Raw genomic sequence first — 25,903 nt, 5'->3', positions numbered from 1 at the left:
CAGTTAAATACTACCACCTCGTATCATGAAAATGCTACAAAATTCCTACCCTTCCTTCTTCACCCTCTTATTGCTTTTTACCAAAAAATCTATCCTGTATAATTTTTGGGAAATAGGGAAATAGAAAGAGAGGTTTTGCTAATGACAACGGTATACGATAAAGCGAAATATCATTACGAAAACTTTGAGGAGGACCTTCCTCAAAAACAGGCATACGTACATACAGGCTTTTTCATTGGCTGGTTGATTGAAAAGGATATGGTTAGCGAGGATTTTAAAAAGAGTTTCGAAAACCTAATCGCTGATTTTAAACAAAGGCAGATTACTGGTCCTGAAGTTTATGAGAAGACGGGTGGGGTATTTGCAAAAGACATGTTGAATGAAGAAGGAAACCAGTTCGCGATGTTTTACTTCGATTTCGATACGGGGGAGTATCGGTATCATTATCTAGAAGCGTTTGATTGCGAGCCAAGTGTGTATCACGTGGAAGATACTTGGGAGAATTATGATCATATCAAAAATTGGATCGACAATGAGTACGAGTACTGGTGCGAGAAAAATGAATAAGACCGCGTGAGTACGCGGCCTACAATCAAGTCGCTATTTTACTTCTTCAGGATGAAATCAGACATAACTGCCTTTTCCCATTGAACTCCTTTTGGACTCACATTGGTGTAAAGCGATATGGAGTCCGAATCTTCAATTACCGCTTTCAAATGAAAATTCATGTCCTTGGGCTGCAAATATTCATCATACAGCTGTTGGTAGTTGGGATCGTTCTTTTCTTTTGCCGCTTTGATGTAGTCCACGGTGTCAGGGTCTTTCTCAAAGTTTTTGTATTTCACTTGATATCCGAATGTCGCTTCTACTTTTCCGTCAACGGTTTTCTCTTCATAATCTGACAGGGTAAACTCGAGCAGCTCATAGTGGGAGGAGAAAGCTTTGTTGCTCTCTTCTTGCAAATAGCCCGCAATTTTGTCAAAGCTTGAAGAGCTGTCTACGGATTGTTTCTGGTCTGTGCCAGTGTTCGTTACCTCTTTTGGAGGTGGCGTAGCAGTCGGATTTTGTACGACCGCGTCTGAGCTACAGCCGCTGATGAAAACAGCCAATACCATAGCCATACATCCTACAATCACTTTTTTCAAAAGAAATCCCCCCTTATTTCGTTCATCATTTGATATACGTTATTCATTTCAAGCATGCTACACGTCTCAACAAAAAAACACCCTGATACACCAAGGCCAAGGTTTCGAGAAACCCCCTTCCTGAATTTCGCCGATTGGGCAGAAAAAATTTGACCTTCTAGAATCGCTTCCAAGGCGTTTTACGATGGCGGGGAGACATATTTGCCCCCTAAAATGGCACTAAAAGTCCCCTTTTTTACGAAAGGGGACTTTCTCTACACTCTGACCTTGATGCACCAGGGCTTTTTCTTCGATGGCGTCCCCGAGAGGATTCCAACCTCCGACCTGCAGTTTAGGAATTATACGAAATGCGCCTTACCCTCTCCGTGGCCAACTATCCGCCCCTGAAAAACCTTATGATATCAGGTTTGAAATTTTGCGAGTTTTCCCACAGATAGCTGTGTACTCGATTTATCTATCGAACTCTCAACCACAAAAATTGCATTTTGTTCATTACCGTCTACCGAAATCTAATCAAGATCATAAACAATACCTATTGTTTTTTGGTCTTTGTCCCAACATCTTATGTTCCTCCAACAAATGCCCCAAACAGAACTGCAAATAAGCCCCGCCTTTCTATAAGTAAAGTGGCGGCTGTAATCTATATTGTTTCAAGTTAAAAAAGGTAATTCCGGTCAATCCACTGACTATCCTTATAGTCAAAGTTTAATTCTTCCGTCAACTTAACTACCTCCTGTAATACTAATAAATTCAGCAATAGTTGCCAAGCGCTCAATGATCTTATCTATTCTAATTGCTATATAAGCTGAACTGAACGCTATTACAACGAAACAAACAGTAATTATCCAAGACTGCACATTATTAAACGACATAATGAATCACGCCTTTACTTTTTTGTTGATTATCCATTTTTTGGTTGTAGATACTTATTCTTCATGGTAAATTATACCATAAAAAGGGAGGTATATTAAAATGTCCAAAAAAAATATTAAATCATCTATTACTAGCCTCGTTTTGGCTGGTGTTTTAGTATCTACTGTAATGTTACCAAATTTTTCAGTTCAGACTGCATTTGCAAAAACATCTAAAGAGTTACTGTTTTCATCCGGAATGGATTCTGAAAATACGGAAGAACAATTGGATTTCAAACACGAATCTCTGAAAAGTGTCAAAAAAACTCTGGAGGATAAAAAAATCCAAGTAAAATTGATAAATCCAGATGATAAAGTGGATTTATCAGAGTACAATTCTATTGCATATAATTATAAAGATGTAGAAAAAAACAAAAAGCTACAGAAGGAATTACAAGAAGAACTGCAAAATGGTAAGAAAGTGTATTTATTTGGCGGGCTTACTATAAAAGAATACTGTGATCTGCTAGGTATTGACAACTTGTATACTCAAACAAAAATAGAAAGTGGAGAAACTCAAGAATCAATCGAGCTTTCTTTCTTTAATGAAAAGGATGAGAAAAAAGAAAAGAAGAAGAAAGATGGCACTGATAAGAATAAGGATTCCGAGAAACACGAAATCATAGGTTACACATTAGATGAAGATGCCCCTTATAAAGTCTTTATTTCAGATATAAATAGCTATGATGACGAGGGTAAAATTGAAATTGAAGATGAAATTTATCTCGCAGAAATCTTGCAGCACGAAAATAAAATTATTGAAAAGAGTAACTCTGAGATTTCTACTAGATCAAGCCGAATTGTAGATAGTGAATATGATATTATTGCCTCCGCTTACTATATAACAAAAAAAGCCGGACAAATTAATTCACAATGGAAACTGTACAAAGTTACCGATGAAGACGATAAAGAATATGACTATTTCTATGTAAAAGATACAAGCACTATTGAAACATATGAATGGCTTTGGGATGCGGAAGAGTTTACTATTAGACACGATCTGGTATTTGATAGTGACGAATTAGATGATGCTGAACCAAATGATACCTCCAGTAACCCGTATAAAGTAAGTTTAGGTTACCCTTATAGCATTGGTTTCGAATATGAAATTGACACAGAACCAGACATGGATCTCACATTGAATAAATCAAATGATTATGCAAAATGGAATGTTACTGGAAGTCAATTAGAATCATCAGATGACTATGAATTCGTAACTGCATGGGCTGCTACAGGTAGCTACACTAAACTGGATATCAGCCATAAAGTTAATTTTTATGCAGGTATTGACGTTGAAACAGATGCAGACCAATCTATTTCTATTAGTTACAATTACTAATATGCCTTAATTACTTTGTTATTGTAGTTCATATTTTACAATTTGACTCACAAGTTAATGCCCTCCCCCGGATTGTTCCGATGGAGGGCTTCAAACTTTTCGGCTAAAACTTTAAATATCCATTCAGGAAAACAGTTGTATTACTTACCGTTCAATTTATGAGGGTCAACTTAAGTTAATAAGATTCTATCCCTGCAAATCTCGCTTCCAGACGAGTCGGAAAAGCGAAGCGTTGTCCGCGTCAGCCTGCACCGAGCCAAGGCTCTGTAATTATGGCGAAGAGTATTAGATAGCGATACTACTGAACTGATAAGAAAAATCAAAAAACTAATACAAGTTAATTCATAAATAGTAATAAAAACGGGAGAACCTATCAGAATTGATTCTGTTCGCTCTCCTTAAATATTTGGAATTTATTCAGCCTACTAACTTCTTAGACACAAGTCCCCATTTGTCTTCTGTTAATTCTCTTACCAAATGAAATCCGTTTTTACCCAGGTAAAAATTGTACAACTTATCTTTTTTATGATAATCGACTGTAGAAAGGGAAGCATTTACACTCTCTATTCCCATTCCTTTTAAGATAATGCAGAGATTCTGCACAACAAAAGAGCCAATCCCACGATTCTTAAAATTCCCACAATTAATATCTCCTATTGTGGCTTTTACCTGCCCTGCAAAAATACTATCCATTAATAGTGGCATTTCTTTCTTTCCATCAACAAACACAACGCATTCTAGCTTCCTAGAATATTTCAACGGGCTAATGTTTCTTTCATTAAGTTTTTGCTGGAGTTCTTGGTTATGCTCCAACTCTTCATCGAATAAGATAACGATTTTTTGCCCTTCATCAAGATTACAAATAAAGAGATGTCTTTTAAACTCATCCTGTTGTTTATAATTCAAAGCATTTTGTAGATTTGATACCGACAATTCCAATTCTTCAATTGCCTTTTCATCCTCATTAATTTTGCCACGCAAGCCTTGGTTCACTTCATGTAATCTTTCATTCATTTCCCGATAGAACTTTGAATCCCATCTTAAACTTTTCATCGTCTTCCAGAGTATACCTCCAAGAATGATGAGAACTACTGTAATTGCTACATAACACTTGATTTCCAAGTCAGCATCACCTTTCTTTGTTTTAATTTTTGAGTTCACTTTACCAAACGTATATTCCCACGTAAATACTTACACGGTCTTAGTCGGTTCTAGCTCACATATACAGTTCTTAACAGAAGTAACGACAGAACATCGCATGAAAAAAGCACCCATCCTGAAATTTTAGGAAGGGTGGCTAATATACTTACTGCACTTATTGCTTGATTTTGATACGCAGTATTAAACGTTCAATTTCACTGCCATATATGCCGTTTCAACTACAAGAATAGGGAATCTATCTCCCCTACTCGAAGACGAATAAAGAACGAGTCCTAATAGCTCAGAGGCTAAGTAATTGATGTAAGACCGAATCAATGAAGTGGAAACGTCTTGCACGTATAGTCTACCTAGTTTCAAAAGATAAACTGTTGTTCATTAAAGCGCCTATGAAAAAAGTGAAAAACCTTGATACTCCAAGGTTTTTCCTACAATGGCGTCCCCGAGAGGATTCGAACCTCCGACCTACAGTTTAGGAAACTGACGCTCTATCCTGCTGAGCTACGGGGACATTTTACATTCACTTCCATTATAGTGAAATCGCTCGATTTTGGCAATTGAGGACCAGGGTGACCATGCCCGGTCCTCCTTTATTTATTTGTCATTTGATCATGATTCTTCCTGTGCCCGTTCCAGTACAGCTCCGGTGATCGCATCAATGGATGTTTCGATTCCTTTTTCTTTGTACACACGGTAGACAAGAAGCGCTTGCTTGTCAAATGTATCCTTTTTACCCGTCAAAATATACGTAAGCTCCAGAGGGTGATTTCTTCTTAGTGTTGCCTCAGCAGCTTGCTTGGAAATCACCTTTGCAGGATCGGGAAAGCTCGTGGCCCCCTGTCCAAATGCACCTGACATGCCGACAACTTCTCCTGTGTTCGTATCCACAATCACTTCATAGGAGCGATCCACTACGGGAATGCCCTGATACAGCTTGGTAAATCGAAAGCGAACCTCTGCTGCTTCTCTGCTGATGCCTGTCAGCTCCATCTCTTCGATTGTCTTGTCCAAGTAACGCTGCAAATGCTCAATCGCAGGCTGCAACAAGGCTTCCGGCGAAGGTTCCCGATTTTTGCTAAAAGAGGACCTTGCCTCTTGTTTGCTATTCAACCGATAAGATAGCAATTGCCCATTTTCATGTACCCGAGCCGTCAGTTCTTTTTCTTTCTCTTCCCACTGGTACTCCCGTATCCCGTCTCTCCCTACAGATGTCGTCCCTTGCCAATTGTCCACAGCAACTGGCAAACCGAATTCCTTTGCGAGCAAGGAAAGCATCTCTTCACTTGAACCGGCTTTTAACGTTCTCCCCTCAGCCGATATTTGTACGATGCGTTTTCCCTCATATCTCTGTATGGGAACGCCTTTGCTATTGACCAAAGCTCCTGTATTGGCATCAATGAACCCGGAAATGTCAGTCTCGTAGTGTAAGGAAGCTACTTCCCCTTCCTTTTCCCGGTAAACCAACCGCAATGTCGAAGCAAGCGCTTCTTCCGCCTTTTCTTTGGATAGTACGGCCGTTGGTTTGGGAATCTGCGCAAGAGACTGAAGTTGATCGGAGTCCTGAAGGATTTGAAAATTGGATACCTGATCGTCATTCATTTTAACAGTGTAGCTTGCTTCATAAAAAGGTATGCCATGAACAACCCGACTAAACCCAATGGTTCCTCGTTTTAGATCAGACTGGGAAGGATTATATTGGTAATGCTCTCCTTGTTCTCCCAACAACTCCAGCATGTATGTTTGTGCTTTTTTCACCAAGGGAGGGATTGAGATTGGATCGGTCACGGCATCAGTCTGCTTGAGCGAGGAGGTAGCTACTGGTGGTAAAGCCTTTTCTGGCTGTTTTTTGTGCTCAATACGTACAGTAGTCGTCTCTGACCGATTCATTTCGGGAGGACGATTCAAGACTTTATTCTCTTTGGTCGTGTTTGCTGGAGGAGGAAGCGGCGGCGGCTTTATGGATTCCGGAGTGGGTGCAGGAACAATGGTTGCAGATGGTTGCTCGTGCTTCATTGTATGCTCCCAAAGAGTTTGAAGACTCTGCTGCCCACTCTCTGTGGACGCCCATCCTCCCAACAAAACGATTGCTGCAACGCCAGCCACCCGATTTGCCACACGTTGAAAATGCAAACGACGCTTCAGTTGATTTGTACGTAATTGTAAACGCCGTTGAGTCTCCCTGACGTATTCCGGGCGAGGTGGCGATTCCGTTTCCTTTAGCCGTCTCAGTTGTTTTTCCAGCTCTTCTTCATGCCAGCTCATGTGGAATCCCCCCTTTCACCGAATCCTTCAGGAAGTGCTGAAGCTTTTTCAGCGCCCGATGATAAACCACCTTGACCTTGGCCTCCGAAATAGCCAGAAGTTCCGCCGTCTCCCTGATGCTGTACCCTTCCACACTGCGCAAGATGACGACCATACGATAAGATGGTTTCAGTCTTTGCAACGCATCCTTGATCTCCCGCATTTCTTCCTTGTTATCCAGCTCTACTTCTGGTATCCCTTGCTTTGCTGTTAGCCGCATTAGCCAGTTTTCAGAAACCAGCTCATACAGCTTCTGCTTGCGATAATGGTCGATAGCAATATGCTTTGCGATGGAGAATAGCCAAGTCTTTACTGCTACTCGTCCGTCGTAAGTCGGCAATGCTTTCACTACACGGGTAAACACCTCTTGTGTCAAATCTTCGGTTTCATTCTGATTGCCCGTGAAATGCAGCAAGAAGCAGTAAACAGCCATGTAGTGCTGTTCATAGATGCTCCCCATTTTCTCATTGAGGTCGTCATACATGCGCGCCCTCCTTTCTCCGTGTGTCTTCTATCCCTTGGTCAGGATCAATCGGCTTATTGGTCCTCATCCTCCTGAACAATCTTTCCCGTTAACGCATCAATTTGTTCATTTACCGTTTGATAAACTGTGGCCAGTTTGTATACCAAAAGTGCCTTATTCCCGTTATTTTCAGGATAAAAATACTCCAGTTGAAATTGCTTGAGGAATTCCTGCGCAGCCTGTTCCGCCGTTATCCCAGCCTTCAAATCAGGTAACTGTTCGGTGAATTTCGCTTTGCTAGCCGTGTCTAATCTCATGACCTTTCCGTTAACGATGTAGACATAGAAGCTTCTGTCCCGTACGGGTATCCCCTGATGCACCTTGACGAACTCAAATTCGAAGCTCCCATCTTCTTCGCCTTTGATATGCTTTGAATTACCGATTTCCATCATTTCTTTCGTATCAATGGGTAGGTATTTTTCCATTTCCTTGATTGCTAGCGCGCGTGCTTCTTCCCTCGTCTTACTATCTTTCTTTATGATTGTCACTTCTTTAGAAAAAGACAGAATCTCTCCTGTTTTCTCCACAACAGTTACTACCGTTTCATCGTCAGTTTCTTCTCTCCATGTAAATACCTTGATCCCCGTTTTCGGAAAACTCTCTTCCTTCCATTCCTCTGCTTTTATGTCTACGTTAAATTCCTGTTTCACATATGAGGAAACTTCCTCTTTCGTTTTGGCTGTCAGTTTATTCGTTTTCGGCGCAACTTTCACGATTTCTCCGGGCAGGTAGTACTTCTGTTCCGACACGTACAAGGACTTCCCTGTCGTTGCATCCAGATATCCGGAAAACATGGGCTCATACGCAAGCAGCTTCCGATCGGCCCAATAGGACAATTTCATGTGGGAAGCTACTGTTTTTGTCATTTGTTCCTTTGCCATTGCTTCTTTGGGATCGGGGAAAGAGGTCTTTTCGATTGAAGGGATCTCATAGGGAAAGCCCCCATTTGGTCCACCGGAGACAACCTCACCTTTGGCATTCAACTCTAGGCGTGTACTCAAATTCGGATAGAGTAAACCATTTACGGATTTGGAAAACACAATACCGTGCCCACCCTCTTCAGTGAAGAGCTGATTAAGCTGATAACCATCCATATCTGGACCGTACCACTCTTTTAGAAAAGCGGTTGCCTTTTCTTTGGACTCCTGCCAGGTTGGTTTCTTTTCATCTTCTACTTCCTCTGTCGCTAACCTGAAACTTATTAATTTCCCAGTTTTCGCTTCAAATTCGATGTCTACTCTCGGCTCATTTTGGTCTTTTTCTTTTCTTAGCTGAACAAAGATAATGTTCGGTCTCTTTTTATCAAGCGTTACCGTCTTGAACGTAAACTCCTTGAGATACGGCAATAGTTTCCCCGCTTTGACCAGAGCTTCGTCTACTGTTTTCATGACATCATCCGCTACACTTGCTTGATTTCCTGCTGATAACGTTGCTTGCTGATACTCTCCTTGGGTGGCTAAAGCTACAGGTGTGGAGGCCAGGACACACATGGCTCCCATCAGACATACAGCTTGCGAAATTGTTTTCCTCATAGGTTCTCTCCTTTGTATTGGTTACTTGGATGCTGCTTGCTATTTGTGTACATTGACTTATTCGTAGAAACGAACAAAAGGTTACGCTTTCCAGAAAAAACATAAAAACCCTGTTACAGTGGTCTTCCCCCTGTCAAGCAAACAGAACTAAAAAAACCTTGGCAATCCAAGGTTTTTTGCATCTCAAATCATATTTTGCTCAAGACATGCTGTTTTTCACAGTCAAGCATAGCAGATTGGCTTCATGATCCGTTGACGACCGGAAAAAGTAGCAATCTCCGTTACCTCTTTTGAACGAAGGACTTCCAGATTCTCCGCCACGTATCTCCCAATATCGTCGGGAAAGTGCGCGTCGGACGAGAGTGTCAATGGAACACCATGCGCGACCAAAACGTCGAGGAAAGCAGGACTCGGGCACATTTCCTGAACGGGATAGCGGTAGTACAGGCCCGCATTGATTTCGGTCGCTGTATCCGTTTCTTTCAAAGCAGTTGCAATTCGGTGGTAATAGGGAACAAGCTCCGATTCCTCTGGGCGATAGGAGAACACTTTCAGATTGTCCAGATGAGCAACAAAATCAAACAAGTTGCTCCTAATCATAGATTCAACTGTATGGAAAAAGTCCCCGTATAACTGTTTCAAGTCGTGCTGCTCAAACAGATGGCAAGTCTCGGGATTGTCAAAGCCCCATCCTTGTAAAAAATGAACAGAACCGATCACATAATCCCACGAAGCGCCTGCGAGCAAGCTTTCCAATTCTGCTTCCCCGCCGATAAAGTAATCCGCTTCGATCCCCAGCCGCAACTCCACACCGCTTGCCGACCAACGCTGCTTTGCTGCTTCAATGGCGACACAAAAGTCACTGAGGCTCTCGGTGCATACTTGATCAAGCCACGTTCGCTGCAAACGCCCCAAATCGGTGTCACCCAGCTCCATATACCGTTCAAAGTAGGGACGGGCTTCACGAAAGCGGTATAAATGATCGACAATCCCCACTTCCTTCAAGCCTTTGTTTAACGCTTCACGCAAATACAGATCGATCCAAGACGGGTCGTATGCTCCCAAAGACATCCGGTTATTTAATCGCGCAAGACTGTCCAGCAGCCAGGCGCGGGTATGTCGAGGTTCAGAAAGCGGATAAAAGTGGTCGAGGGCCGCATTGGTACGATCGAGCCAACGCAATGAAAAAGGCCCTTCTTCCAGATGAAGATGATAGTCGATCAGCATGTGAAGTCTCTCCTTCCCGGATGTTCGCTTATCCAGGTAGTTTGTATGCCAGACGATAGCCATTCATCCGGCATCGGCTGGTCACAAACAACCGCGCTGACATCCTGCCAGCCGCAAATACGAAAAAATTGCGTCTGATCAATCTTGGATGTATCTCCTAATACATAGACTTGCTCCGACCGCTGTACCATCATGGTCGAGCACAGCGTTTCTTCCATGTCATAATCGGTGAAGCCATCAGCCGTCATTCCTCCACAGGAAATAAAAGCTTTATCAAAATGAAAGCGGGAGAGCAGCTCGCAGGTAAACGCCCCAGCAACCGATTTTTGGGCCGGATGGGTCAACCCCCCCAGCATAATGACCTGACCGTTGAATTGATTGGCTTCCAACAGCTCGTTTAGTAAAGAAGCGGCGGGGAGCGAATTCGTGACAATCGTTAATTGGTTGAGGCCCTTTATCGCACGTGCCAATTCCAGTGTTGTCGTCCCGACATCGAGCGCGATAGTATCCCCGTCAGACAAAAGTTCTGCCGCGATTTGCCCGATTTTCGTTTTTGCCGTCTGTTGGATCGCCTGTTTCTTTTCAAAGTGCGGCTCACGTTTCGCCAAATGAAAAGGGATTGCTCCTCCGTACACTCGCTTTAACAAACGTTGCTGTTCCAAATGGTCAAGATCACGTCGGATTGTCTCCGGTGTTACTGCCAGGTTTTTTGCCAGACTCATCACCTGAATTTTACCGTGGCGGTTTAATTCGTCCAGAATCACTTGCTGTCGTTCTTCAGGCAATAGTGTCATAAAGCGGAATCACATCCTTGGGACTTACATACAATGTTTTTGTTGTGCCGATCTGCTCCTGCTCGAAGGACAGGTGAAGTGTGTCCACCAGTACAGGAACATCCCGCATGTTCAGCTCGTAACGGGTAATGTTGCCGAGCATGGTTACCTGAGCGATATTCCCGGTCAAACAGATGTCCTCCCCAGCCAACCGCTGTTCGCGAAACGTCTCAGGACGGATTGCGAATCGTTCAACTGCTGGATGAGACAGATTAGGCGCGATTCGGTTAAGCTGCTCGGCAGTCAGCACGTTGTAATTGCCGATGAAGCGAGCAACAAATTCAGAGCGAGGTTGCGTGTAAATCTCTTGGGGACTGCCGTGCTGAACGATTCGTCCACCATTCATGATGTAGATACGGTCACTGACAGCCATGGCTTCTTCCTGATCATGAGTAACCAGCACAGTCGTCATGTTTAACTCACGTTGGATGGTGCGTAGCTGCTTTTGCAAATTTTTGCGAATCTGGGCATCGAGTGCACTAAGCGGCTCATCCAGCAGAAGCACTTTTGGCCGGGTAACGAGAGAACGGGCGAGTGCCACACGCTGCTGCTGGCCGCCAGACAATTCACGCGGGTAAGCCTGCTCCTTTCCCACCAATCCCACCAGCTCAATCATTTCTTGGACACGCAACCGAATCTCCGTTTTCGAGATTTTGTTCATTTCCAGACCGAAGGCAATGTTTTGACTGACCGTAAGATTGGGAAAGAGTGCGTACGATTGGAACACCATGCCGATTTGCCTATTTTTCGGCGACACGTCCGTCACGTCTTTGCCGTCGATGTAGATCATGCCTGTATCCCGAGCCGTCAAACCACTGAGGATGCGTAATAGCGTACTTTTTCCACACCCGCTAGGGCCAAGTAAAGTGACTAGCTCGCCTTTTTCAATCGCAAGATCGAGTTGCTGCAACACGTGTTGACCGTGAAAGGTTTTGGACAAGTGTTCGATTTTGACGTAGCTCATTAGGGGACCTCCTTGCGTGCGAAGCTTCGGCGCGTGAATTTTACAACCAGGCCAGTGATGATAGCCATCAGGACAAAATAAGTGACAGTAATCGCGCTGGCGACATGTCCGCTTGACGATAGCTTGGCGTACAGATACATCTGCAGAGTTTCGTATCTTCCTCCCACCAGGATGTTAATCAGAACGAATTCACCAAACAAAATGGAGAACGACAAGAGCGAGGACACGAAAATTCCAGACATGATATTCGGAACGATAATCCGTACGAACGCCTGCCAGTGGCTCGCACCCAATAGCTCGGCTGCCTCCATCAACGAACGTGCCTGCATCGCAAGCAGACTATTGCGCGTTCCCTGATAAAGATACGGAAGCAAACCGACCAAATACGCCCCGGCGGTGATGATGACCATTGGAATTCCGTTTCCTGAATAAGTACGGATCAATCCGACGGCCATAATAACACCCGGAACAGCATAGGTCAGCATCACCAAAATCTGAACCAGCCTCTCCATCCGGGGAGCGTAGACGATAATGGAGAATACAGCAGGAACAATAATGATAACGGCAACGACTGTCGTCAGAAAGCTGAGCAGAAAAGAACGCCCGAATGCTTGCAAGAATCGAGGATCAGAATACAGCTCTGCGAACCATTTTCCTGTGAGTCCTTCCGGCAAAATCGTACTGTTCCACTCGGTTGCCAGTGAGTAAAGGATGGTAGCCGCTACTGGCAAAAACAAATACAACATGACCAACGCAAACGACAAGGATGGCAAACTGATCCGCTTCAAGACAAATCCCTCCGAATCTTCCGCGTCAGCCACTCGTTCACGAGTAAGGCTCCTGCAAGCGTAAGGCCGAGCAGTACAGCGAGTGCGCTACCCAGCTCGGGTCTGGCAAAAATGTCGCCAGAGACAAGCGCGCCAATCCGAATGGGTACCAGATTGTAGTTGCTCCCAGTGAGCGCATAGGCAGAAGCATAGGCACCCATTGCATTGGCAAACAGAATGCTGAATGTGCCGACGATGCCTGGAAGCAGTACCGGAAAACCGATTCTCAGCCAAAACTTCCATGGACTTGCCCCAAGCAGCTCGGCCGCTTCCATCCATTGTTTTTGAATGGCATTGTACAGGGGATACAAAAGCATTACCGCCAGGGGCAGTTGAAAATAAATATAAACAAGCGTCAAGCCGCTCCACGAATACAGAGTAAAGGACTCACCAAAATCAATCCCCAGTTGCTTCGCGAGCAAAACAAACAATCCACTGTTTCCCAACAGGACAATGAAGGCAAATGCGAGCGGAATTCCTGCAAAATTGGAGGTTAGATTGGTAATAACAAGCACTCGCTGTTGCAGAGATTGCGGGAAACGGGTAATCGCATAGGTGGCGAAAACAGCAACGACGATTCCAATGAGAGCAGACAGGAACGAGATGAGCACGCTGTTCTCAAAAGCTTGCAAGTAATACGAATTTGAAAAAATCTCACGATAATGACTAACGGTAAAACCTCCGCCCCCCTCGGCCTGAAAGCTCCCTCCAATCATAGAAAGCAATGGGACGAGGAGAAACAGGGCGATCATTGCAAAGAACGGAATCGTCGTGACCCAAAGCATACTGACAAATCGTTTCATCGCAAAAACTCCTTTCTTAGAGGAAAAGACGCCCCCTTAGGGAGACGTCTTACTCAGCCCTCCTACGTTCAATGGCTGCATCTCTTTCGAGGGGGAGATGCCGAGCAAATGGCAGGCAAGCGGAGCCACCTGCAATTGCGGAATTTCCTCCTCGCGAATACCGGGAGATATCAGGTCGCTGATGACAAACAAGGGGACGTCCCGGTCAGCGCTAGAAGTGCCACCATGATTTCCATCGGCTGTCATCCCGTGATCGGCTGTTACAATGATTTGATAACCCGCATCGATCCACGCAGGAAGCACATTAGCCAGTATCGAATCTGCCGCCAGAACGCGATTTCGATATCGCGCGGAATCGGCCGTATGCTTATGTCCGTCATCATCGATATTCATGGAGTGGACGTAAAGAAAATCCGGATTGTATCCATTCAACAAAAAGTTGGCGTCAGCAAATAGGTGTGTATCCGGATAGTGATCTTCCCAGTAGAACATCCCGTTTTGTATCGGCTTGTCGGTATTCAATTGGATTCGGTCGTAAAACGGATTGAACGGAGCCTTGTTATAAAGCTCACTTACCCAGCAATAAGCCGCAGCAGCGTTGGACAGTCCGTTTTTCTGCGTCAGGTGAAAGAGACTCTCCTGGTGCGAAAGCCGAACCGTCTGATTGCTGGAAATGCCGTTCTTCCAAACAGGTGTTCCCGTTAAAAGAACCTCGTACAAAGGACGAGAGAGACTGGGTAGTTCCGATCGCACCTGAAAGCGGGCCGCAATGCCGTACTCAACCAGGTGATGCAGGTACCCCATGTGCGTGACGGCTGTGTCAAATCTCAATCCGTCGAGCACAATCATCGCGAGCTTGCTAGCGCACATGGATTAACACCTTCTCCTGCCATAACTGCGGCAACTTTTTAGCCGTCTCTTCCCAAGCAGTCAAATCGCCCACAGGACGTGCGTTTTTATACATGTCATCCGGGAGCAGCATGGCTTTAGCGGATTCATCCAGCTTGGCGTTAGCGCGAATCGGTCGTGCATAGCCGCGAGCCAAATTGGACTGTCCAGCGTCGGAGAGAATGTATTCACGAGCCAGCATGGCAGCGTGTGGGTGCTTGGTGTACTTGTTGATAACCGTAGCGTATCCGCTGCTGACTGATGCTTCTTCCGGGATGAGGACATCAAAGCGGTTTTTGTCGATTTTGTCCCGATACCCGAGCGCGTTGAAATCCCACAAGATAGCAACTTCGACCTCACCCTTTTCTAGATTGGCAAGACTCGGATCGCTCGTACTGAGCCGCTTGTTCTTTGCCAGCTCAGCGAAAAAGTCAATGCCGGGCTGAATATTTTTCTCATCTCCCCCATTTGCATAGGCGGCGGCCAGAACGGCAAATTGCGCCTGATTCGCTTTCATGACATCGCCAATCGCGACCTTGTAGCTTCCGTTTTTCAAATCTGCCCAGGACTTGGGAGGATTTTGCACCTTTGTCTTGTCAGTGATAAAAGCCAGTGTTCCCGTATAGCCCAGCAGCCAATGTCCTTCATCATCTTTTGCCCAGTCGGGAATGTCGTTCCAGTAAGAGGTTTTGTAAGGCAGCGTCAGCCCTTTTTGCTTGGCTAACGGTCCAAAAGCGATGCCTACGTCACCGATGTCTGCTGTGGCGTCTTCTTTTTCCGCTTCAAACTTAGCCAATTCTTCTGCGCTCGACATGTCGGTGTCCGTATGCTTCAAGCCATATTCCTTTGCAAGATTGCTCCAGGTCTCCCCCCAGTTTGCCCACGTGTCCGGCATTCCCACGGAGTTGACTTCTCCCTCCTGCTTCGCTTTTTCCACGATTTGATCCAGGGTCAATTGCGACGTATCCAGAGAAGTGCCTGATTTCGTCTCGGTGGCACATCCCGCAAGCAGAAAAACGGAAGTCATGACAACAACGGTTCGTTTCCAGCTTAACTGGTTCCCTCTCATCTTTAAGGCCCCTTTTCGTTTTTATTTGTGTTTGATCTCTTGCTTTTTTCTAACCCAATCGTAAACAATCAAAATGAAACTGATATAAATGCGTTGTTAAAAAGCTATTAAGACTCTATGAAAAATAGAAGTGAACGCAAAAAGTGGTCCTCTGAATACCAGAGAACCACCTAGTCCTTCGTTTTTCCTGTTTAATTATGCGCGAATTGCTCCTCTTCCGTCGATCCGCTGAGTGCAGTCGTAGAGGAATTGCCGCCAGAGATGACCTGCGCAACCTCATCGAAATACCCGGTACCCACTTCACGCTGATGACGAGTGGCGGTATAGCCATGTACTTCGCTAGCAAACTCAGCCTGCTGCAATTCAGAATAGGCAGCCATTCCGCGGTCACGATAGCCGCGCGCCAATTCAAACATGCTGTAATTCAGGGAGTGGAAGCCAGCGAGCGTGACAAATTGGAACTTGTAGCCCATCTCGCCGATCTCTTCCTGGAAGCGAGCGATAGTCTGTTCATCCAGCTTCTTTTTCCAGTTGAAAGAAGGAGAGCAATTGTACGCTAACAGCTTGCCCGGGTATTTGGCATGGATCGCTTCGGCAAAACGGCGTGCTTCCTCCAAATTCGGCTCAGAAGTCTCGCACCAGATCAAATCTGCATAAGGAGCGTACGCAAGGCCACGGGCAATCGCTGCATCCAATCCGCCGCGTAGACGGAAGAACCCTTCTGCTGTTCGTTCACCCGTCAGGAATGGTTTATCCTGCTCGTCGATGTCGCTGGTGATCAGGAAAGCGCCATTGGCATCGGTACGTGCCACGATAATTGTTGGGACTCCCATCACATCTGCCGCAAATCGAGCGGAAATCAGATTACGTACAGCCGCCTGCGTTGGAATCAGTACCTTTCCGCCCATATGGCCGCATTTTTTCTCGGAAGCCAGCTGGTCTTCAAAATGCACACCTGCTGCGCCCGCTTCAATCATGCCCTTCATCAATTCAAAGACGTTCAATGGCCCACCAAAGCCCGCTTCTGCGTCTGCCACGATCGGAGCAAACCAATTCGTATCGGTACCACCTTCTGATTGATCGATCTGGTCAGCGCGTTGCAATGCCTGATTAATTCTTTTTACGACTTGAGGAACACTGTTTGCCGGGTAGAGGCTTTGATCAGGATACATCTGACCAGACAGATTAGCATCGGCCGCTACCTGCCAGCCACTCAAATAAATCGCTTTTAATCCTGCCTTTACCTGCTGAATCGCTTGATTCCCGGTCAAAGCCCCCAACGCTTTAATATGGTGCTCGGTATGCAACAGATTCCATAGACGCTCTGCTCCCAGACGAGCCAGTGTATGTTCGATTTGTACGGAACCGCGCAGACGAACGACATCTTCTGCTGTATACGGACGTGTAATTCCTTTAAAACGCTCACCCTGCCAGCTTTGCTCCACCTGTTGAATCGCTTCCTGTTTGTTTACTTTTTTCATTTTCATTTCCCCCACTCATTTTTATTTTTACAAATAGCGATAACCCGGTACCGTTAGGAAGTCTTCAAAATCTTCTGTCGTTACCAATTGCAAGAACAGATCTCCAGCAGTCGGATACTTGCTTTTGTCGTATCTCTCCTGGCCAATTGCTTGCTTGATCGCTTGCAGCTCCTCACTCAGCCACTGCTTCACCAAGCCTTCCGTCACCTTTCTACCATCCTGCAAGACTCCGTGACGATGACGCATCCATTGCCAGACTTGTGCCCGCGAAATTTCTGCTGTAGCCGCATCCTCCATCAGATTGTTGATCGGCACAGCCCCAGAGCCTCGCAACCAAGCCTCGATGTACTGCAAACCTACGCTTATGTTCGTACGGACACCCGCTTCTGTAATCGTGCCCTCTGGGACTGCCAGCAGTTGACTAGCAGATACGTCTACGTCTTCACGTTTGTACCAAATTTGGTTCGGCTCTCTCATCAGGCGATCGAACACTTCCATAGCTACCGGCACTAGCCCCGGGTGAGCAACCCAAGTCCCATCATGTCCATCGTACGCTTCCCGCTCTTTGTCAGCGCGCACTTTGGCAATGGCTTCTGCGTTTTGTACCGGGTCATTTTTCACCGGAATTTGTGCAGCCATTCCGCCGATGCAGGGTGCCATCCGTTTATGGCAAGTCTTCACGGCTAGCGTTGTGTAAGCTTTCATGAACGGAACGGTCATGGTTACTTGGGCACGATCCGGTGTAATCACATCAGGCTGATTCCGCAGCTTTTTGATATAGCTGAAAATGTAATCCCAACGTCCGCAATTCAGTCCTGCACTATGCTCGCGAAGCTCATACAAAATCTCATCCATCTCAAAAGCCGCGAGAATCGTTTCGATCAATACTGTCGCGCGAATCGTGCCGCGTGGAATATTCAATTCATCCTGCGCGAAAAGGAAGACGTCGTTCCAGAGTCGAGCTTCCAAATGGCTCTCCAGTTTCGGTAAGTAGAAATACGGTGCTGTTTGATTCGCGACAAGAGCATCTACGTTGTGGTAAAAATAAAGTCCGAAGTCAAGCAGGCTGCCGGAGATCGGTTTTTGATCGAGGAGGATGTGCTTTTCTTCAAGATGCCAGCCACGAGGACGCACGATCAAAACCGCTGTTTTTTCATTGAGGGTGTATGATTTGCCCTCCGGACTGATGTAAGAGATATTGCGGCGTACCGCATCCTTCATGTTGATTTGGCCTTGGATGGTGTTCTCCCAGGTCGGTGAGTTCGCGTCCTCAAAGTCAGCCATGAAAAGCCGAGCACCCGAGTTCAGTGCATTGATGACCATTTTCCGGTCACCCGAAGGTCCTGTAATCTCCACCCGTCTGTCCTGCAAATCTTTGGGCAATGGAGCAACAGTCCAATCTCCTTTGCGAATGTCCGCTGTTTCCTCTAAAAAATCGGGTAGTTGACCTGCATCAATCTGCAATTGGCGCTCCACGCGCTTCGCCAACAATTGTTGGCGTCTGTCGCCAAACCTTTGCTCCAGCTTCATCACGAATTGAATCGCTTCTGGTGTCAGGATATCTTGATAACCAGGGTGCATCTCACCGGAAATCTGCACCTCCAGCGGATATGGATTCGTTGGTACAGTAGTCAAAACAGCTCCTCCTCCCTCACTTGAAAGTTATTATGGTACAGATCGATAAAATGTTTTTTATTATATAACAGCGATAGCAAAAAAAATGTCCTTACTCCTGATACCCGCTGCCACTGCAATGGCTGCAGCATACATGACCGTCTCCCAAGCAATTGTGGCAAGCCGCTCCGTTGGCATCACGACCAACGCCTCCACATCTTGGGCAATTTTGTTCTCCGTTACCTTCACACCGATAGCAGTCCATTCTCCATTCCTCCATTTCTGTATTAAAACAATTTTCTTAAAATTTGTTTTTATTATATAACAGAGATTAGTACAGTGCAACACGTTTTTTAAAAAATATATCTGTATTAGTACACAATATAAAACAGCCCTTGACCCGTTATGGATCAAGAGCTGTTTTCCAAATCTCTCGCTTATTACTTCGGTGCGATCTTATCTACTCCGCCCATGTACGGACGAAGAGCTTCTGGAATTACGATTGTTCCGTCTGCCTCTTGGTAGTTTTCCAAGATTGCTGCTACTGTACGTCCAATCGCCAAACCGGAACCATTCAATGTATGCACAAATTCTGGCTTTGATTTCGTATCGCGACGGAAACGGATATTGGCACGGCGTGCTTGGAAATCTTCAAAGTTCGAGCAAGACGAGATTTCACGGTATGTGCCGCCGCTTGGAATCCAAACTTCTAGGTCGAATTTCTTCGCAGCCGTAAAACCAAGATCGCCTGTGCACATGCTCAGGACACGGTATGGCAATCCAAGCAGTTGAAGCACCTTTTCAGCGTTTTTCACCAGTTTGTCGAGTTCGTCATAAGACTCTTCTGGTTTCACGAATTTCACCAGCTCAACTTTGTTGAATTGATGCTGACGAATCAACCCACGCGTATCACGGCCAGCAGAGCCCGCTTCCGAACGGAAACATGCGCTGAAAGCAGTGTAGTATCGAGGGAGATCCGCTCCATCCATGATCTCATCACGATGCATGTTGGTGACGGGCACCTCTGCTGTTGGAATCAGGAAGTAATCTGGTCCCTCGATTTTGAATGCATCCTCTTCAAACTTAGGCAATTGCCCCGTTCCCGTCATGCTCGTACGGTTGACGATATACGGTGGGATCACTTCTTCATAGCCATGTTCATTCGAGTGCAAATCCATCATGAAGTTCATTAGTGCGCGCTCCAGACGTGCGCCCAAGCCTTTATAGAAAACAAAACGGCTTCCTGTTACTTTTGCCGCGGTTTCAAAATCGAGGATGCCTGCTTGGCTAGCCAGCTCCCAGTGAGGCTTAATCTCGAAGTCAAACGCACGTGGCTCTCCCCATGTCCAGGCGATCACGTTATCGTCTTCAGTCGTACCGATCGGCGTGCTTTCATGCGGAAGGTTTGGCAGGCTCAGCAAAATGAACTCCAGCTGTTCATCCAGTTGGCGCAGCTCTTCATCCAAAGCCTTGATGCGCTCATTTACTTCTTTCATTTCAGCGATCAGATGGTCTGCATTTTCCTTATTGCGTTTCATGACAGCTACTTGCTCGGATACCGTGTTACGCTTATTTTTCAGCGCTTCTGCCTCTTGGATGACTTCGCGACGCTTTTCATCTACTTCTACGAATTGATCCAACGCAGAAATATCTTCATTGCGGTGAGCCAAACGGCGTTTTACTTCTTCTAAATCCTGGCGTAATACTTTTACGTCCAACATGTGTAAATCCCTCCGAATCGTATTGAAAAAAAAACAAAAAACACCCGTCCCCTGGTAAGGGACGAGTGTTGTATACCCGCGTTGCCACCCTCGTTGACATATGCAGCAATCCTTCATGCATATGCCCACTCTTCCGTCATAACGGGACGGTTCCGGGCAAAGTTGTTGTTCCTTTGCCACTCCGAGATGGATTCCCTCACATAACCGGATCGGTTTGCACCTACCACCGACTCTCTAGGCCTGGCTCTTGTGAAGTACTTGTTCTCATCATCGCATTCTCATTCATGAATACTATTATTGTTAACTGTACTACAGGTTCTATACGTATGTAAAGAGCAGCCCATCCTGATCTGTACAGAAAAAAGAAGATCGGCACCTTTTTACGGCCGATCTTCCGGTATGACAGCTAGCTTCTGTATTCCTTGACCATGTCGAGGAAGTATTTGTGCAGTCTTGTATCTTCGGTCAATTCTGGGTGAAAGGCTGCTGCCAAATAATGACCGCTTCGGGCGACAACAATCTTGTCTTCATGCTTGGCCAAGACTTGACCGTTCTCTCCCACTTCCATAATATACGGAGCCCGGATGAACACTGCCGGGTAATCTGCCGCTACACCCGCAACAGGCATCAAGACTTCAAAGCTCTCCTTTTGGCGACCAAAAGCATTCCGCTCGACTTTGATATCCATCAAGCCTAAATGGTAATCGTCTTGTCCTTGAATCCGTTTCGCCAGAAGAATCGCTCCTGCGCAAGTTCCGAAGATCGGCTTGTTCGCCTTACCGAATTCTTGAACAGCCTCCATGAATCCGTACTTGTGCATCAGCTTGCTAATCGTGGTGCTTTCTCCGCCGGGAATGACCAGTCCATCTAGGTCATCCAGTTCTTCTACTTTTTTGACCGGGACAGCTGTCGCACCAACCTCTTCTAGCATTCGCAGATGTTCTGCTACAGCTCCTTGTAGAGCGAGTACGCCGATTTTCATGCTACTCACCTTACCAGCCGCGCTCTTGCATGCGATCAGCTTCACGAATTTTGGAGATTTCGATTCCTGGCATTGCTGTTCCCAAGCCTTTGGATACGCGAGCAATCAGTTCGTAATCTGTGTAGTGGGTGGTCGCTTCCACAATCGCGCGAGCAAACTTCTCTGGATTCTCTGATTTAAAGATACCAGAGCCAACAAACACGCCATCCGAGCCGAGTTGCATCATCAGGGCAGCATCCGCTGGTGTTGCTACTCCGCCTGCTGCGAAGTTTACGACTGGCAGCTTACCTGTTTTGTGTACCTCTTCAAGCAGTTCGTATGGAGCACCCAGGTTTTTGGCTTCTGCCATCAGTTCATCGTAGGACATAGCTTGCACTTTGCGGATTTGGGACATCATCGTGCGCATGTGACGAACAGCCTCTACAATGTTTCCGGTTCCTGGCTCACCTTTTGTGCGGATCATGGATGCACCTTCCCCGATACGGCGGAGAGCTTCACCCAGATCACGGGCGCCACATACAAACGGTACAGTGAACTCTTTTTTATTGATATGGTACAAGTCATCTGCCGGAGTGAGCACTTCACTCTCATCGAGATAATCTACACCCAGAGACTCGAGAACACGCGCTTCAACAAAATGACCGATACGAGCTTTTGCCATAACAGGGATCGAAACAGCATTCAGTACTTCCTCTACAATGCTAAGGTCCGCCATGCGAGCAACTCCACCTGCTGCACGAATGTCAGACGGTACACGCTCCAAAGCCATTACAGCAACAGCACCCGCTGCTTCTGCAATTTTCGCTTGTTCAGCATTCACGACGTCCATAATGACGCCGCCTTTTTGCATTTCAGCCATACCTCTTTTAACGCGGGATGTTCCTACTTGTACCATTAAAAATACCCCCTACATCATGAGTCAGAACCGAAACTGTTATGCGGTGTTATGGTTCCTGTTACCGTCATTGTAAACGATAGATGTAGGGGAAAACAATAGTTATTTAATTTCCTGTTCCACTGCTAAACAAATTGCTGAAAAACTCAATGATGCTGCGGAAGAACAGACGAATCCAGCTGGCTTCCTCTACTGCCTGTCCTGCTACGATATCCACGCCTGCTTTTGCTGCGTCTTCAGGCTGCAAGTAATCCGATTCCTTCATACCTTCTTCTTTCAAAACAATCTTACCGACAACTTGTCCTTGCTGGATCGGTGCGGTTAGCTCCTGGAAGGTAACTGTTGGCGTGTATTTTGCTTCCGTACCGGTTTTGGTGATCATGTTTACTTCACTGCCTGTAACAACTGGCACAGTTACCTCTACACCGTTTTTCACAGGAGCTGTTTCAAATCCTTTGACTGGTACATTCTTGTCCATTTGTTTTGTGAGCTTGAAATTGGCAAAACCGTAGTCAAACAGTTTTCTCGTCTCAGCAAAACGCTTTGACTCGGAGCTAGTTTTCATCACGACGCTAATCAAACGCATGTTGTCGCGAACAGCCGTACCTGTAAAACAATAACCTGCTGCATTTGTATGCCCCGTTTTTAATCCGTCTACACCTGGGTAATAGCTAATCAGGCTAGGCAGCATCCAGTTATAGTTTTTCTTGCTCCACTCTTTTGGTGTACCTGTACGGAAGGTGAAGATTGGTTTTTTGGAGGTCTCCAACGCATCCGGGAAATCGTGAATCAGCGCACGGGCAAGGATCGCTGCATCACGAGCAGACATCAGGTTTTCTGTTTGATCGGTCTGAACAGAGTATGGACCCAACTCATTGGCTGGTAATCCAGTTGAAGTGACGAACGAAGTATTTTTCATACCAAGCTCTGCTGCCTTTTTGTTCATCAATTCAACAAAGGCTGCCTCACTGCCTGCGATCTTCTCAGCCAAAAGTACAGTAGCGTCATTGGCTGATACGATTGCCATCGCTTCATACAATTGTTTAACTGTAAAGGATTCGCCTAAATTCAAATACACACCAGACGAATCAGAAATTTTAGCAATATAAAACGCATATTCACTTACAGGGACGACATCATCCCATTTCATTTTCTTTTGCTTGATGGCATCATGAACCAGATATTCGCTCATCATTTTACTCATACTCGCAGGCGGAAGTGCTACATCAGGATCTTTACTATAGAGAACCTTTCCCGTCGATGCCTCAACAAGAATGGCAGACTTCGCTTCCAATTGTAAATTCGCTTGAGATGCTACAGGGGCAGCTTCCACCTTTGAAACCGATCCTCCCATTGCTGTAGCAAAAACAGCGACAGAAAGGAACAGACCTGTCAATCGCTTTGTCCATGTCTTTCGCTTCATGTAATCTCTCACTCTCCTATTTCTGTCGATTTCTTTTTTCATGAAACAAGCACACAATTGTAAGTGTACCATAGGTTGCAGGGTGGCTTGAAGCGAGATTCCTCCTATTTCCACATGTTAGTGGCTAGTAAAAATCCCCTCTCTTTATAAAAGAAAGGGGACGTAGGTCTTCTTTACCACTTTTTCGCTTAAGAAATCGAGTAGTTAGGTGATTCTTTTGTAATTTGTACATCGTGTGGGTGGCTCTCACGCAAGCCAGCGCCGGTAATGCGAACGAACTGGGAGTTTTGAATCAAATCTTCGATAGTCTTCGCTCCGCAGTATCCCATACCTGCACGCAGTCCACCAATCAACTGATACGTGACATCCGCCAATGGGCCTTTGTAAGGAACACGGCCTTCGATCCCTTCCGGAACGAGCTTTTGTGCGTTCTCTTGGAAGTAACGGTCCTTACTGCCGGCTTTCATCGCGCCAATCGATCCCATTCCGCGATATACCTTGAAACGACGCCCTTGGAAAATCTCGAATTCGCCCGGGCTTTCTTCTGTACCAGCGAACAGGCTTCCAATCATGATCACTGAAGCACCTGCACCAATTGCTTTTGGCAAATCACCGGAGTATTTAATGCCGCCGTCGGCAATAATTGGAATATTGTACTCTCGTGCTACCTGTGCACAATCATGGATCGCTGTAATTTGCGGAACCCCGATACCTGCTACAACACGAGTTGTACAAATGGATCCAGGACCGATACCAACCTTCACCACAGATGCGCCAGCTTCGATCAGATCGCGAGTAGCTTGTCCAGTTGCAACGTTTCCTGCGACGATGGTGAGCGTTGGGTATTCTTTGCGAACTGCTTTTACCGTTTCAATTACGCCTTTGGAATGCCCATGAGCCGTATCGATTACCAAAACGTCTACGCCAGCTTGTACAAGTGCTGCGGCACGCTCAAACGTGTCTGCTGATACCCCAACAGCAGCACCACACAGCAAGCGGCCTTGGTTATCTTTTGCTGCATTTGGGTATTGGATTGCTTTTTCAATATCTTTAATCGTAATGAGTCCACGCAGGATGTTGTTCTCATCCACCAACGGGAGCTTTTCGATTTTATGTTGTTGCAAAATCAATTCTGCCTGTTGCAGTGTAGTACCGACAGGAGCCGTCACCAGGTTTTCTTTGGTCATCACGTCTTTGATCTTGATGGAGAAGTCATGCACAAAGCGCAGATCGCGGTTGGTAAGAATCCCGATCAGTTTTTGATTCGCATCGACAATCGGAACACCGGAGATACGATATTTACCCATGAGAGCATTCGCTTCTTCTACGGTATGTTCTTGAGTCAAAGAGAATGGATTGGTAATAACGCCACTTTCAGAGCGTTTTACACGATCTACCTCGCTTGCTTGTTGCTCGATGGACATGTTTTTATGGATAATCCCGATACCACCTTGGCGAGCCATGGCGATTGCAAGTCCAGACTCCGTTACGGTGTCCATCCCAGCACTGATCAGAGGAATATTCAGCTTCACATTCTCACTCAATTGTACTCGCAGATCAACATCCCTTGGCAAAACTTCAGATTTTGCTGGAATGAGCAATACATCATCAAACGTTAAGCCCTCTTTAACAAATTTATCTTCCCGCACAGTTGAAAGCTCCTCTCGGCGAATTGTTTAAGACAGTTTAACAAACGGCTTAATTTACTGTCAAGAAATGAGTATATCGTTCGGTTATAGAATCGATTATACAGATAAATCAAAAAATATTTAGGGAAACATAACCATATTACGAAAATTACCAAAGGTGGGTAACATGGATAACGCTTGGAAAACATTACGCTATTTTGAGACCGAACCAACTGCACGTAAATATTTGGCTTCCTGCTATCATGACATGGGTACTGAGCATGCCGAGCGACTAGCCTTTCAACAAAGCTCGCGTTTCCTTTATCTCTGGAGACAAGCCAGACATTTTTATTCCACTTCCGCTGTTGCCGACTTGTCCATCCAGCCATTGCTGCTGTTTTATGGTTGCTCTCACTTGTTGAAGGCGATGTTATTGACTCGTGATCCGTATTATCCCCAAAACAGTCGTGTTCTGCAACATGGTGTCACGACCAGAAAGCTTAAAAGAAACGCCTATATCCTAATGGAGGACGAGGTTCGTCCACAAAAGGAGGGGTTTTTTGCGCAATTAACTAACGTGTTCCAGCTTGCGCCGTTACAAGAGCGCTATTCAGTCCATGATTTATTTTCATCCATCCC

23 protein-coding genes, 1 tRNA gene and 1 other annotated feature (1 of these 25 running past the window's edge) are annotated in these 25,903 nt (G+C 45.8%); of the genes, 3 read left to right on the top strand and 21 right to left on the bottom strand.

Features of this window, described 5'->3' with window-relative positions:
• The first annotated feature begins 141 nt into the window (after positions 1-141).
• Positions 142-567: a DUF7832 domain-containing protein gene (locus FO446_RS00320; protein WP_173612147.1), complete on the top strand. Its 426-nt coding sequence runs from the start codon at positions 142-144 to the stop codon at positions 565-567.
• 38 nt (positions 568-605) lie between these two features.
• On the opposite strand, the gene FO446_RS00315 is transcribed toward FO446_RS00320, so the two are convergent.
• Complete coding sequence (locus tag FO446_RS00315; protein ID WP_370647954.1) at positions 606-1,145, bottom strand: hypothetical protein; 540 nt, start codon at positions 1,143-1,145, stop codon at positions 606-608.
• Positions 1,146-2,117: 972 nt separating this feature from the next.
• On the opposite strand from FO446_RS00315, the gene FO446_RS00310 reads away from it, so the two are divergent.
• Complete coding sequence (locus tag FO446_RS00310) at positions 2,118-3,395, top strand: hypothetical protein (protein ID WP_173612148.1); 1,278 nt, start codon at positions 2,118-2,120, stop codon at positions 3,393-3,395.
• A 417-nt stretch (positions 3,396-3,812) separates the two neighbouring features.
• Here FO446_RS00310 and FO446_RS00305 read toward each other — a convergent pair whose 3' ends face one another.
• The 20 genes from FO446_RS00305 to guaB all read right to left on the bottom strand — a co-directional run bounded on the left by FO446_RS00305 (position 3,813) and on the right by guaB (position 25,285).
• Positions 3,813-4,517: a hypothetical protein gene (locus FO446_RS00305; protein WP_173612149.1), complete on the bottom strand. Its 705-nt coding sequence runs from the start codon at positions 4,515-4,517 to the stop codon at positions 3,813-3,815.
• Positions 4,518-4,987: 470 nt separating this feature from the next.
• Positions 4,988-5,064, bottom strand: a tRNA-Arg gene (locus FO446_RS00300).
• 98 nt (positions 5,065-5,162) lie between these two features.
• Positions 5,163-6,815, bottom strand: a complete 1,653-nt coding sequence (locus FO446_RS00295; protein WP_173612150.1) for a YcdB/YcdC domain-containing protein — start codon at positions 6,813-6,815, stop codon at positions 5,163-5,165.
• Positions 6,802-7,338: an RNA polymerase sigma factor gene (locus FO446_RS00290; RefSeq protein WP_173612151.1), complete on the bottom strand. Its 537-nt coding sequence runs from the start codon at positions 7,336-7,338 to the stop codon at positions 6,802-6,804. Before FO446_RS00290 ends, FO446_RS00295 begins: the two co-directional genes overlap by 14 nt.
• Positions 7,339-7,391: 53 nt before the next feature.
• Positions 7,392-8,909 (bottom strand): YcdB/YcdC domain-containing protein, encoded by a 1,518-nt coding sequence (locus FO446_RS00285; RefSeq protein WP_237899750.1) that lies wholly within the window; start codon positions 8,907-8,909, stop codon positions 7,392-7,394.
• A 222-nt stretch (positions 8,910-9,131) separates the two neighbouring features.
• Complete coding sequence (locus FO446_RS00280; protein WP_237899749.1) at positions 9,132-10,136, bottom strand: histidinol phosphate phosphatase domain-containing protein; 1,005 nt, start codon at positions 10,134-10,136, stop codon at positions 9,132-9,134.
• On the bottom strand, positions 10,130-10,930 hold the full coding sequence (locus FO446_RS00275; RefSeq protein WP_237899747.1) for a DeoR/GlpR family DNA-binding transcription regulator: 801 nt from the start codon (positions 10,928-10,930) through the stop codon (positions 10,130-10,132). The genes FO446_RS00280 and FO446_RS00275 overlap by 7 nt, the downstream gene beginning before the upstream one ends.
• On the bottom strand, positions 10,914-11,933 hold the full coding sequence (locus FO446_RS00270; protein ID WP_237899745.1) for an ABC transporter ATP-binding protein: 1,020 nt from the start codon (positions 11,931-11,933) through the stop codon (positions 10,914-10,916). Before FO446_RS00270 ends, FO446_RS00275 begins: the two co-directional genes overlap by 17 nt.
• Positions 11,933-12,721: an ABC transporter permease gene (locus FO446_RS00265; protein ID WP_221868201.1), complete on the bottom strand. Its 789-nt coding sequence runs from the start codon at positions 12,719-12,721 to the stop codon at positions 11,933-11,935. Before FO446_RS00265 ends, FO446_RS00270 begins: the two co-directional genes overlap by 1 nt.
• On the bottom strand, positions 12,718-13,563 hold the full coding sequence (locus FO446_RS00260) for an ABC transporter permease (RefSeq protein ID WP_232774359.1): 846 nt from the start codon (positions 13,561-13,563) through the stop codon (positions 12,718-12,720). Before FO446_RS00260 ends, FO446_RS00265 begins: the two co-directional genes overlap by 4 nt.
• Before the next feature lie 36 nt (positions 13,564-13,599).
• Positions 13,600-14,433, bottom strand: coding sequence for an alkaline phosphatase family protein (locus FO446_RS00255; RefSeq protein ID WP_237899744.1), 834 nt, complete (start codon positions 14,431-14,433; stop codon positions 13,600-13,602).
• Positions 14,423-15,520, bottom strand: a complete 1,098-nt coding sequence (locus FO446_RS00250) for an ABC transporter substrate-binding protein (protein ID WP_173612159.1) — start codon at positions 15,518-15,520, stop codon at positions 14,423-14,425. The genes FO446_RS00255 and FO446_RS00250 overlap by 11 nt, the downstream gene beginning before the upstream one ends.
• Before the next feature lie 191 nt (positions 15,521-15,711).
• Positions 15,712-17,001: an isocitrate lyase gene (gene aceA, locus FO446_RS00245; protein ID WP_173612160.1), complete on the bottom strand. Its 1,290-nt coding sequence runs from the start codon at positions 16,999-17,001 to the stop codon at positions 15,712-15,714.
• 27 nt (positions 17,002-17,028) lie between these two features.
• On the bottom strand, positions 17,029-18,636 hold the full coding sequence (aceB, locus tag FO446_RS00240; protein ID WP_173612161.1) for a malate synthase A: 1,608 nt from the start codon (positions 18,634-18,636) through the stop codon (positions 17,029-17,031).
• A gap of 60 nt (positions 18,637-18,696) precedes the next feature.
• Positions 18,697-18,864 (bottom strand): hypothetical protein, encoded by a 168-nt coding sequence (locus tag FO446_RS00235; RefSeq protein WP_173612162.1) that lies wholly within the window; start codon positions 18,862-18,864, stop codon positions 18,697-18,699.
• Positions 18,865-19,055: 191 nt separating this feature from the next.
• Complete coding sequence (serS, locus tag FO446_RS00230; RefSeq protein WP_106785127.1) at positions 19,056-20,336, bottom strand: serine--tRNA ligase; 1,281 nt, start codon at positions 20,334-20,336, stop codon at positions 19,056-19,058.
• Positions 20,337-20,390: 54 nt separating this feature from the next.
• Positions 20,391-20,616 (bottom strand) — a binding site (T-box leader).
• 126 nt (positions 20,617-20,742) lie between these two features.
• Positions 20,743-21,318: a pyridoxal 5'-phosphate synthase glutaminase subunit PdxT gene (gene pdxT, locus FO446_RS00225; RefSeq protein ID WP_232774356.1), complete on the bottom strand. Its 576-nt coding sequence runs from the start codon at positions 21,316-21,318 to the stop codon at positions 20,743-20,745.
• A gap of 10 nt (positions 21,319-21,328) precedes the next feature.
• Complete coding sequence (gene pdxS, locus FO446_RS00220) at positions 21,329-22,213, bottom strand: pyridoxal 5'-phosphate synthase lyase subunit PdxS (protein ID WP_012683798.1); 885 nt, start codon at positions 22,211-22,213, stop codon at positions 21,329-21,331.
• A 106-nt stretch (positions 22,214-22,319) separates the two neighbouring features.
• Positions 22,320-23,636 carry a D-alanyl-D-alanine carboxypeptidase family protein gene (locus tag FO446_RS00215; RefSeq protein ID WP_173612164.1) on the bottom strand — a complete coding sequence of 439 codons (1,317 nt, stop codon included), beginning with the start codon at positions 23,634-23,636 and terminating at the stop codon, positions 22,320-22,322.
• A 188-nt stretch (positions 23,637-23,824) separates the two neighbouring features.
• Positions 23,825-25,285, bottom strand: a complete 1,461-nt coding sequence (gene guaB / locus FO446_RS00210; RefSeq protein ID WP_173612165.1) for an IMP dehydrogenase — start codon at positions 25,283-25,285, stop codon at positions 23,825-23,827.
• 166 nt (positions 25,286-25,451) lie between these two features.
• On the opposite strand from guaB, the gene FO446_RS00205 reads away from it, so the two are divergent.
• Positions 25,452-25,903 carry the start of a YaaC family protein gene (locus FO446_RS00205; protein ID WP_237899743.1) on the top strand. 562 nt of this gene lie beyond the right edge of the window, so the window shows 452 of its 1,014 coding nt (coding positions 1-452); it begins with the start codon at positions 25,452-25,454; its stop codon lies off the right edge, out of view.

It is taken from the genome of Brevibacillus brevis (assembly GCF_022026395.1).
In the GTDB taxonomy this organism is placed as follows: Bacteria; Bacillota; Bacilli; order Brevibacillales; family Brevibacillaceae; genus Brevibacillus.
The sequence above is the reverse complement of the archived record's forward strand: the minus strand, read 5'-3'. Positions and strand labels throughout refer to the sequence as shown.